We start from the raw sequence: 9822 nt of genomic DNA on the forward strand, positions 1-9822 counted from the left end.
AGCGCCTGCATGGCATGCAGGAGGTCAGCGGTTCGATCCCGCTTAGCTCCACCAATTTCGCCAGGGTTTGTCATTGTTCGCGACAAACCTGACTGAAGGTTTTGCGTCCCCTTCGTCTAGTGGCCTAGGACACCGCCCTTTCACGGCGGTAACAGGGGTTCGAGTCCCCTAGGGGACGCCACGATTTCTCGCTCTGCGAGACCAAGGGTCATTCGATTATTGAATGGCCCTTTTGTTTTTTCGGACCTGCCGTTCTGCGTGCGTCCAGCGTGTTGTCCCTCTTTGTACTGCCCCGCTGCGTGCGCACCCCACCTGTCGTCCATCTCAAAAGCCGGAATCGTCCTTGCCAATGCAGATGATGAAGATAATATTATCGTCATCATCCGGGAGGCGGACATGAACGATAAAAAAGCACTCACCCGAGAACGTATTCTCATTGCTGCCAGCACTGCGCTCATTGCCCGTGGGCCGGTCGAACCCAGCGTGAGCGAGATCATGGGCGCTGCCGGGCTGACCGTGGGCGGTTTCTACGCCCATTTCGACAGCAAGGAGGCACTGATGCTTGAAGCGTTCAGCCAGTTGCTGGCTGAGCGCCGCGAGATGGTCGCAAGCATCGACAATCGACTGCCGGGCGAGGAGCGGCGCGCGCTGTTGGCGGCGTTTTACCTGTCGCGCAGGCACCGTGACGCTCAGGAGCACGCGTGCCCGCTGCCGACGGCGATAGGGGAGATGACGCGGTTATCCGAAGATTTTCGCGACGCTTTGTCGGAGCATGTCGAGCTAATGGTGGCGCAGCTCGCCGCCAGCCCTGAAGAGGCCGACAAGACCTTGGCCGATATCGCCTTGATGGTCGGTGGTCTGGCGCTCGCCAGAGCCCTGGGGCCTAGCGAACTGTCGGATCGAGTGCTCAGGGCGGCCAAATCAGCGGTGCTCTGAGGCGCGCAGCGCCACTGTGGGACCGGCCTCAGCCGGGAAGAGGCCAGCGCATTCACCCTCAATTTGGCGGTGTGACGGCAGGCACCCTCTATCTATTTGGCGGTGTGACATCCGATGCCTTCCCGGCTAAAGCCGGTACCACCAAAGGCGCGCGGTCCCACTGAATGCATGCGGTAGGTCAGTGGGACCGGCTTCAGCCGGGAAGATGCACGTGTGAACACCCCGTGAGTCCGGCGAAGCAAGACCGTCATCGGTTTGTCCGCTGCTTTTGATTACACTGCCCGCACGATCAAGTGAAAAGGGCAGGGAAGAGATGGTCTGGGATCTGGCAACGCCGTTTGTAATTGACCTGCAGGTCGGGGAAGAGGACATCGACGGCCTGGGCCACGCCAATAATGCCGTCTACGTCACCTGGCTGGAACGCTGTGCATGGCGGCATTCTCAGCAGTTGGGTCTGGACCTGAGCGAGTACCGGCGGCTCGACCGGGCGATGGCCGTGGTGCGGCATGAGATCGACTACCTGGCCAGCGCCTATCAGGACGATGAATTGCAACTGGCCACCTGGATCGTGGACTGGGATCAGCGCTTGAAGATGACCCGGCGCTTTCAGCTCAAACGGCCCAGTGACGGCGTCACGCTGCTGCGCGCACAAACCACTTTTGTCTGCATTGAACTGTCGTCGGGCAAGCCAAAGCGCATGCCTGTCGAGTTCATCGACGGATACGCTCGCGGGCTACACGGCGCAGTCACCTGACGTCCGGCGCGCGTAAACCGTATCCAATCCGCCGGCCTCTGCGTAAACTGCCGGACTTTTTTTCGAGTGTGACCCATGCAAATTGCTCTGGCGCCCATGGAAGGTCTGGTCGACGACATCCTGCGCGACGTGCTGACTCAGGTCGGCGGTATCGACTGGTGCGTCACCGAATTCATTCGGGTGACTGAACGCCTGCTGCCGGAGCATTACTTCCACAAACTCGCTCCTGAACTGCTGCAGGGCTCGAAAACCCGCGCCGGCGTTCCGCTTCGCGTGCAACTGCTGGGTTCGGATCCGGTGTGCCTGGCCGAGAACGCAGCCTTTGCGGCCGAGCTGGGCGCGCCGGTCATTGATCTAAACTTCGGTTGCCCCGCCAAGACCGTCAACAAGTCCCGGGGCGGCGCGGTGTTGCTCAAGGAACCGGAGCTGCTGCACGACATCCTCAGCCATGTCCGCCGTGCCGTGCCCGCGCACATTCCGGTCACCGCCAAGATGCGCTTGGGCTACGACAGCACCGAACCGGCGCTGGACTGCGCGCGTGCGCTGGAAGCCGGCGGCGCCGAGCACATTGTGGTTCACGCCCGCACCAAGGTTGACGGCTACAAACCGCCTGCGCACTGGGAGTGGATCGGCAAGATTCAGGACGTGGTTAAAATCCCGATCATCGCCAATGGCGAAATCTGGACCGTTGAGGACTGGCGACGCTGCCGCGAGATCTGCGGAGCCCGCGACATCATGATCGGTCGCGGTCTGGTGGCGCGCCCTGACCTGGGCCGACAGATTGCCGCTGCGCAAGCCGGACGCGAGGTGGTGGCCATGACGTGGGCTGAATTGCAGCCGCTCTTGCGTGATTTCTGGCTGCAGGCGATGGCCAAGATGACCCGCGTTCAGGCACCGGGCCGGCTCAAACAGTGGGTGGTGTTGCTGACCAAGAGCTACCCGGAAGCCACCGTGCTTTTCGACGCGTTACGCCGTGAAACCGACTGCGAGCGGATCAGCCTGATGCTGGGTGCGAAGGTGCCGGAAGCTGCCTGAAAAAATTTTTTGTGAGCGACTCTTGAAACGTAAATGGCCGTCCCTATTTTGGGATTACGCGATGCCGAAGTCGGGTCGCGGAGATAACCACTTGCTGATTTATCAGGAGATTTTCAAATGACTACTGCATTTTCCCTGGCTCCACTGTTCCGTCACTCGGTTGGCTTTGACCGCTTCAACGATCTGTTCGAATCGGCGGCCCGCAACGAGTCGGCCAGCAGCTATCCTCCCTACAACGTCGAGAAACACGCTGACGACCAATACCGCATTGTCATCGCGGCGGCGGGTTTCCAGGAGGAAGATCTGGAGCTGCAAGTCGAGAAGGGCGTGCTGACCGTCACTGGCAGCAAGCGCGAGAACACGGCAGAAGGCGTGACCTTCCTGCATCAGGGCATCGCCCAGCGTGCCTTCAAGCTGTCGTTCCGCCTGGCTGACCACATCGAGGTCAAAAACGCTGCTTTGGCCAGCGGCCTGCTGAACATTGACCTGCTGCGTCTGGTGCCTGAAGAAGCCAAGCCAAAACGCATCGAAATCAATGCCCAGAAAGCGCTGGCTCACTGATACCGAGTCAGGCAAGAAGGCGCCCTGCTGGGCGCCTTTTTTTGCGCGTTCAGCCACGAATCACCATCCACGCAACCAATGTCGTGGCGCGCTTGCCCGCGTATGCAGGGCGTCAGACGATTGATTCTTCATAGGCAAAATGCCTTCGCGGGCAAGCGCGCTCCTACAGTGGGTCTGTGCAATGGCCATGATTCTTGGCGCGGATAAGGTCCGTAGGAGCCGGCTTGCTGGCGAACGCATCAGCTCAGGCGACTAATTCCTCACTGGGCAAAATGCTTCGCGGGCAAGCGCGCTCCTACAATGGATCTGCTTAACGCCTACGAGTTAGGGCCCGGATAAGGTCCGTAGGAGCCGGCTGCTGGCGAACGCATCAGGTCAGGCGGTTAATTCGTCACAGGCAAAATGCCGTCGCGGGCAAGCGCGCTCCTACAATGGATCTGCGTATCGCCTACGAATTAGGGCCCGGATGAGGTCCGTAGGAGCCGGCTTGCTGGCGAACCCATCAGGTCAGGCGGTTAATTCGTCAGAGGCAAAATGCCTTCGGGGGCAAGCGCGCTCCTACAGTGGATCTGCGTATCGCCTACGAATTAGGGCCCGGATGAGGTCCGTAGGAGCCGGCTTGCTGGCGAACCCATCAGGTCAGGCGGTTAATTCGTCACAGGCAAAATGCCTTCGCGGGCAAGCGCGCTCCTGCCATGGGCCTGTACAAGGCACACAACTTTCGGCGTGCTTAAGGCGTTTACGGTTGTTCCGGCTGTGCCATCTGCGCATCAAGCAATGCCATGAACGCACGCGCTGCGTTGGACAACGTGCGCTCGGTGTGGACGATATAGCCCAACTGCCTGCGCAGCTGGATGCCCGGCAGCGGGATCGGCGTGACCTGTTCGTCCAGCATGGTGCGGGGGAGCACGCTCCAGGCCAGCCCGATGGACACCATCATTTTGATCGTCTCCATGTAATTGGTGCTCATGGCGATATTTGGTTTCAGGCCCTGCGCTTCACACAATTTACTGACGATGTGATGCGTGAAGGTATTTTCGCCGGGAAATACCGCAGGGTAGCGGGCGATGTCCGCCAGGCTGACATTGGCCTGAGTGGCCAGCGGGTGCTCTGGCGCTGCAACGAAGTCCAGCGGGTCGTCCCAGACCTCCACTGCTTTGACGAGCGCGTGCGGCTCGGGCGCGAGGGTGATCACTGCCAGCTCTGCCCGACCGTGCAGAATCTCTTCGTAGGCCACTTCCGAATCGAGAAACTGAATGTCCAAAGCGACCTCCGGATAAGCCTTGGTAAAAGCCCTCAGTAATGACGGCAGCCGGTGCAGGCCGATATGGTGACTGGTGGCCAGAGTCAGGCGACCGGTGACCTTGCCGGTGAGGTTGGTCAGCGCCCGCCGGGTGTCATCGAGCACGTTGAGAATCTGATAAGCACGCGGAAGCAGGGCACGGCCCGCCTCCGTCAGGCTGACTTCGCGGCCCAGCCGGTCAAACAGGCGCACGTCCAGCTGCTGCTCCAATCCGGCGATGCGCTTGCTGACCGCAGGCTGAGTCAAGTGCAGGCGCTCACCCGCTGCGGAGAAGCTGCCCATCTCGGCAATGGCGATAAAAGCATGGAGGTTGGCCAGATCCATCTCGGATTCCTGTTGGTTATGCAAAGCATGAAAAATATGAATTTGAGTTATTTAACCATATTCCATAGCATTGCCCCCCACAAGCCGAGGGTCTTTACGGTGTCATCGTGACATCGCTGGCCGGGGCATAGAAATACGCTGATGAGGAACCGTCTGATGGCCGGCAAAACGCTCTACGACAAGCTCTGGGATTCGCATTTGGTCAAGCAGCGCGACGATGGGTCGGCGCTGCTCTACATCGACCGTCACATCATTCACGAAGTGACCTCGCCCCAGGCGTTCGAAGGCTTGCGTCTGGCCGGCCGCAAACCCTGGCGCATCGACGCCAACGTTGCCACCGTTGACCACAACGTGCCGACCACGCCCGACCGCAAGGACGGCGTCGATGCCATCGTTGATCAGGTGTCGCGTCTGCAGGTCAAGACCCTCGACGACAACTGCGATGAGTACGGCATCACCGAATTCAAAATGAATGACGTACGTCAGGGCATCGTTCACGTCATTGGTCCGGAGCAGGGCGCGACCTTGCCGGGCATGACCGTGGTGTGTGGCGACTCCCACACCTCGACCCACGGCGCATTCGGCGCGCTGGCGCACGGCATCGGCACTTCGGAAGTCGAACACGTCCTCGCAACCCAGTGCCTGGTTGCCAAGAAGATGAAGAACATGCAGGTCAAAGTCGAAGGCAAGCTGCCGTTCGGCGTGACGGCCAAGGACATCGTCCTGGCGATTATCGGCAAAATCGGCACCGCCGGCGGTAACGGCCACGCCATCGAATTCGCCGGCAGCGCCATCCGCGATCTGTCCGTCGAAGGCCGCATGACCATCTGCAACATGTCCATCGAAGCCGGCGCCCGCGTAGGTTTGGTGGCGACCGACGAAAAGACCATCGCCTACGTCAAGGGTCGTCCTTTCGCGCCGACTCCCGAGCAATGGGACGCCGCGGTGGAAGCCTGGAAGGACCTGGTGTCCGACGAAGACGCGGTGTTCGACACGGTGGTCGAGCTGGACGCTACCCAGATCAAACCGCAAGTCAGCTGGGGCACTTCGCCTGAAATGGTCATCGCTGTCGACCAGCATGTGCCGGACCCGGCGCAGGAAGCCGACCTGGTCAAGCGGGGATCCATCGAACGTGCACTGAAATACATGGGCCTGAAAGCCAATCAGGCGATTACCGATATTCAGCTCGACCGCGTGTTCATCGGCTCCTGCACCAACTCGCGGATCGAAGACCTGCGCGCCGCAGCAGACATCGCCAAAGGCCGCAAGGTGGCCTCGACCATCAAGCAGGCGATCGTGGTACCCGGTTCAGGGCTGGTGAAGGAACAAGCCGAGCGCGAGGGGCTGGACAAGGTCTTCATCGAAGCCGGTTTCGAGTGGCGCGAACCCGGGTGTTCGATGTGCCTGGCGATGAACCCGGATCGCCTGGAAAGCGGCGAGCATTGCGCGTCGACCTCCAACCGTAACTTCGAAGGCCGTCAGGGCGCCGGCGGCCGCACGCACCTGGTGAGCCCGGCGATGGCGGCTGCAGCAGCGGTCAACGGCCATTTCGTCGACGTTCGCACCATGAGCCAAGCATAAGGAGCCCAGCATGAAGCCTTTTACTCAACACACCGGCCTTGTCGCTCCGCTGGACCGCGCCAACGTTGACACCGATCAGATCATCCCCAAGCAGTTCTTGAAGTCGATCCGCCGCACCGGTTTCGGTCCCAACCTGTTTGATGAGTGGCGTTACCTGGATGTGGGCCAGCCCTATCAGGACAACTCCAAACGCCCGCGCAACCCGGACTTCGTGCTCAACGCCGAGCGTTACCAGGGCGCCAGCGTGTTGCTGGCCCGCGAAAACTTCGGTTGCGGCTCCAGTCGCGAGCACGCGCCGTGGGCACTGGAAGAGTACGGCTTTCGCAGCATCATCGCGCCAAGCTATGCCGACATCTTTTTCAACAACAGCTTCAAGAACGGCTTGCTGCCGATCATCTTGAGCGAAAGCGAAGTCGATGAGCTGTTCAAGGTGGTTGAGGCCACACCGGGTTATCAGCTGAACGTGGACCTGGCGGCGCAGACCGTGACCCGTGAAGACGGCAAGGTCTATCGCTTCGAGATCGATGCCTTCCGCAAGCACTGCCTGCTCAACGGCCTGGACGATATTGGGCTGACGCTGGTGGACGGCGAGGCGATCGCGGCGTTTGAAAGCAAGCACCGCGCTTCGCAGCCTTGGCTGTTCAGGGATGCGTGATTGATGAGCGGTCTGTAGGAGCCGGCTTGCTGGCGAATCTGTTGGGTCAGGTATGAAAAGTGAGTCTGACACACCCTGTTCGCCAGCAAGCCGGCTCCTACAGACGGCATGGCACCTGCTTATACAATCGGCGCTCATCGGGCGCCGATGCACTTATTGAAACGAGGACGTTATGAGCAAGCAGATTCTGATTCTCCCAGGCGATGGCATCGGTCCGGAAATCATGGCCGAGGCGGTCAAGGTGCTGGAACTGGCCAGCGAGAAATACCAGCTGGGTTTCGAACTGAGCCACGACGTTATCGGCGGCGCAGCCATCGACAAGCACGGCGTGCCGCTGGCAGATGAAACCCTGGCGCGGGCCCGTGCCGTTGACGCGGTGTTGCTGGGCGCGGTGGGCGGTCCGAAGTGGGACGCCATCGACCGTGACATCCGCCCCGAGCGCGGTCTGCTGAAGATCCGCTCGCAACTGGGCCTGTTTGCGAACCTGCGTCCGGCCATTCTCTATCCTCAACTGGCTGATGCCTCAAGCCTGAAACCCGAGATCGTTGCCGGCCTGGACATCCTGATCGTTCGCGAGCTGACCGGCGGCATCTACTTCGGCGCCCCACGCGGCACCCGCGAACTGGAAAACGGTGAGCGTCAGTCCTACGACACATTGCCGTACAGCGAGAGCGAGATTCGTCGCATCGCCCGTGTCGGCTTTGACATGGCCCGCCTGCGTGGCAAAAAGCTCTGCTCGGTGGACAAGGCCAACGTGCTGGCGTCCAGTCAACTCTGGCGTGAAGTCGTGGAACAGGTCGCCAAGGACTACCCGGACGTGGAACTGAGCCACATGTATGTCGACAACGCCGCCATGCAACTCGTCCGCGCGCCAAAGCAGTTCGACGTCATCGTCACCGACAACATGTTCGGCGACATTCTCTCCGACGAAGCGTCGATGCTCACGGGCTCCATCGGCATGCTGCCTTCGGCGTCGCTGGATTCGAACAACAAGGGCATGTACGAGCCTTGCCACGGTTCGGCGCCGGACATCGCCGGCAAGGGCGTGGCCAACCCGCTGGCGACTATCCTGTCGGTGTCGATGATGCTGCGTTACAGCTTCAACGAACACACCGCCGCCGAGGCCATCGAAAAAGCCGTGAGCCTGGTCCTCGATCAAGGCTTGCGCACCGGTGACATCTGGTCCGAAGGCAACGCCCGGGTCGGGACGCAGGAAATGGGCGATGCCGTAGTCGCCGCGCTGCGCAATCTGTAATATCTCGGGCCCACGGCTGTCCGGTTGAGCCCTGTTGGTTCTCGGCAGCCGAGGCCCCACTTTTAATTAAGGTGTAGTTGCGATGAAACGTGTAGGTCTGGTCGGTTGGCGCGGTATGGTCGGTTCCGTGCTCATGCAGCGCATGCTGGAAGAGCAGGATTTCGATCTCATTGAGCCGGTTTTTTTCACCACCTCCAACGTCGGTGGCCAAGGCCCGTCGGTGGGCAAGGACGTGGCGCCGCTCAAGGATGCCTACAGCATTGATGAGCTGAAGACCCTCGACGTGGTGCTGACCTGCCAGGGCGGCGACTACACCAACGAAGTGTTCCCCAAGCTGCGTGAAGCCGGCTGGCAGGGCTACTGGATCGACGCTGCCTCTTCCCTGCGCATGCAGGACGATGCGGTGATCATCCTTGATCCGGTCAACCGCAAGGTCATCGACCAGCAGCTGGACGCGGGCACCCGCAACTACATCGGCGGCAACTGCACCGTCAGCCTGATGCTGATGGGCCTGGGCGGGCTGTTCGAGGCCGGGCTGGTGGAGTGGATGAACGTGATGACCTATCAGGCGGCATCCGGTGCAGGCGCGCAGAACATGCGCGAGCTGATCAAGCAAATGGGTGCGATCAATGCGTCGGTGGCGGATGAACTGGCCAACCCTGCCAGCGCGATTCTGGACATCGACCGCAAGGTGGCTGACGCCATGCGCGGCGAGGGTTTCCCGACCGAGAACTTCGGTGTGCCGCTGGCCGGCAGCCTGATTCCGTGGATCGACAAAGAGCTGCCGAACGGTCAGAGCCGGGAAGAGTGGAAAGGCCAGGCCGAGACAAACAAGATCCTCGGCCGCTTCAAGAGCCCGATTCCGGTCGACGGCATCTGTGTGCGCATCGGCGCCATGCGCTGCCACAGTCAGGCGTTGACCATCAAGCTGAACAAAGATGTGCCCATCGCTGACATCGAAGGCCTGATCAGCCAGCACAATCCATGGGTGAAGCTGGTGCCGAACAATCGGGAGGCGAGCATTCAGGAGTTGAGCCCGACGTGGGTGACCGGCACGTTGAATATTCCGGTAGGGCGTCTTCGCAAGCTCAACATGGGTTCGCAGTATCTGGGGGCGTTTACGGTGGGTGACCAGTTGCTGTGGGGCGCGGCTGAGCCGTTGCGGCGGATGCTTCGGATTCTTCTAGAGCGGTAATCCTGCGTTCGCGCTAGACCTGCGGCGTGGCTTAGTACGCCAGGATCAAGAACGTCTGCCTAAGGGCAGACGTTTCGCCTTCGGCGAGTTACTTGATAAAGCCCCAAGTAACCAAGGGCTTGTGCTCTCGGTTTGGCCCGACTCCGTCGGGTTCCTTCACTCCGGCCCCGCTCCGTGGGCCCGCGCCGAACGGGCATCCATGCCCTGACGGCGCTCTCGCCGC

At 60.8% G+C, this 9822-nt stretch carries 9 protein-coding genes and 1 tRNA gene; 9 read left to right on the forward strand and 1 reads right to left on the reverse strand.

Going from position 1 to position 9822, the window contains the following annotated elements; all coding sequences use genetic code 11:
* Positions 1 to 105: 105 nt before the first annotated feature.
* The 5 genes from QRN48_RS24915 to QRN48_RS24935 all read left to right on the forward strand — a co-directional run bounded on the left by QRN48_RS24915 (position 106) and on the right by QRN48_RS24935 (position 3286).
* A tRNA-Glu gene (locus tag QRN48_RS24915) sits at positions 106 to 181 on the forward strand.
* A gap of 215 nt (positions 182 to 396) precedes the next feature.
* Positions 397 to 936: a TetR/AcrR family transcriptional regulator gene (locus QRN48_RS24920; RefSeq protein ID WP_285354061.1), complete on the forward strand. Its 540-nt coding sequence runs from the start codon at positions 397 to 399 to the stop codon at positions 934 to 936.
* Positions 937 to 1249: 313 nt separating this feature from the next.
* Positions 1250 to 1690, forward strand: a complete 441-nt coding sequence (locus tag QRN48_RS24925) for an acyl-CoA thioesterase (RefSeq protein WP_037009333.1) — start codon at positions 1250 to 1252, stop codon at positions 1688 to 1690.
* Positions 1691 to 1765: 75 nt separating this feature from the next.
* Entirely contained in the window at positions 1766 to 2725 is a 960-nt protein-coding gene (locus QRN48_RS24930) for a tRNA dihydrouridine synthase (protein WP_285354063.1), read from the forward strand.
* A gap of 117 nt (positions 2726 to 2842) precedes the next feature.
* Positions 2843 to 3286 carry an Hsp20 family protein gene (locus tag QRN48_RS24935; RefSeq protein WP_285354065.1) on the forward strand — a complete coding sequence of 148 codons (444 nt, stop codon included), beginning with the start codon at positions 2843 to 2845 and terminating at the stop codon, positions 3284 to 3286.
* Between the two features lie 739 nt (positions 3287 to 4025).
* Here QRN48_RS24935 and QRN48_RS24940 read toward each other — a convergent pair.
* Entirely contained in the window at positions 4026 to 4913 is an 888-nt protein-coding gene (locus QRN48_RS24940) for a LysR family transcriptional regulator (protein ID WP_285354066.1), read from the reverse strand.
* 156 nt (positions 4914 to 5069) lie between these two features.
* Between QRN48_RS24940 and leuC the strand changes: the two genes are divergently transcribed.
* From leuC to asd, 4 genes are all read left to right on the forward strand, one after another.
* Positions 5070 to 6494, forward strand: a complete 1425-nt coding sequence (gene leuC, locus QRN48_RS24945) for a 3-isopropylmalate dehydratase large subunit (protein WP_191943673.1) — start codon at positions 5070 to 5072, stop codon at positions 6492 to 6494.
* A gap of 10 nt (positions 6495 to 6504) precedes the next feature.
* Positions 6505 to 7149 carry a 3-isopropylmalate dehydratase small subunit gene (gene leuD, locus QRN48_RS24950; protein ID WP_191943674.1) on the forward strand — a complete coding sequence of 215 codons (645 nt, stop codon included), beginning with the start codon at positions 6505 to 6507 and terminating at the stop codon, positions 7147 to 7149.
* Between the two features lie 172 nt (positions 7150 to 7321).
* Positions 7322 to 8404 carry a 3-isopropylmalate dehydrogenase gene (gene leuB / locus QRN48_RS24955; RefSeq protein WP_191943675.1) on the forward strand — a complete coding sequence of 361 codons (1083 nt, stop codon included), beginning with the start codon at positions 7322 to 7324 and terminating at the stop codon, positions 8402 to 8404.
* A gap of 82 nt (positions 8405 to 8486) precedes the next feature.
* Positions 8487 to 9599: an aspartate-semialdehyde dehydrogenase gene (asd, locus tag QRN48_RS24960; RefSeq protein WP_285354069.1), complete on the forward strand. Its 1113-nt coding sequence runs from the start codon at positions 8487 to 8489 to the stop codon at positions 9597 to 9599.
* Positions 9600 to 9822: the final 223 nt, after the last annotated feature.

It is taken from the genome of Pseudomonas sp. ME-P-057, assembly GCF_030208975.1.
Classification (GTDB): Bacteria; Pseudomonadota; Gammaproteobacteria; order Pseudomonadales; family Pseudomonadaceae; genus Aquipseudomonas; species Aquipseudomonas lutea.

Bases quoted from the DNA above. Each gene is read 5' to 3' on its own strand.
- QRN48_RS24935 (WP_285354065.1), top strand. From the start codon at position 2,843: ATGACTACTGCATTTTCCCTGGCTCCACTGTTCCGTCACTCGGTTGGC.
- leuB (WP_191943675.1), top strand. From the start codon at position 7,322: ATGAGCAAGCAGATTCTGATTCTCCCAGGCGATGGCATCGGTCCGGAA.
- asd (WP_285354069.1), top strand. From the start codon at position 8,487: ATGAAACGTGTAGGTCTGGTCGGTTGGCGCGGTATGGTCGGTTCCGTG.
- leuC (WP_191943673.1), top strand. From the start codon at position 5,070: ATGGCCGGCAAAACGCTCTACGACAAGCTCTGGGATTCGCATTTGGTC.
- QRN48_RS24930 (WP_285354063.1), top strand. From the start codon at position 1,766: ATGCAAATTGCTCTGGCGCCCATGGAAGGTCTGGTCGACGACATCCTG.
- QRN48_RS24925 (WP_037009333.1), top strand. From the start codon at position 1,250: ATGGTCTGGGATCTGGCAACGCCGTTTGTAATTGACCTGCAGGTCGGG.
- leuD (WP_191943674.1), top strand. From the start codon at position 6,505: ATGAAGCCTTTTACTCAACACACCGGCCTTGTCGCTCCGCTGGACCGC.
- QRN48_RS24920 (WP_285354061.1), top strand. From the start codon at position 397: ATGAACGATAAAAAAGCACTCACCCGAGAACGTATTCTCATTGCTGCC.
- QRN48_RS24940 (WP_285354066.1), bottom strand. From the start codon at position 4,913: ATGGATCTGGCCAACCTCCATGCTTTTATCGCCATTGCCGAGATGGGC.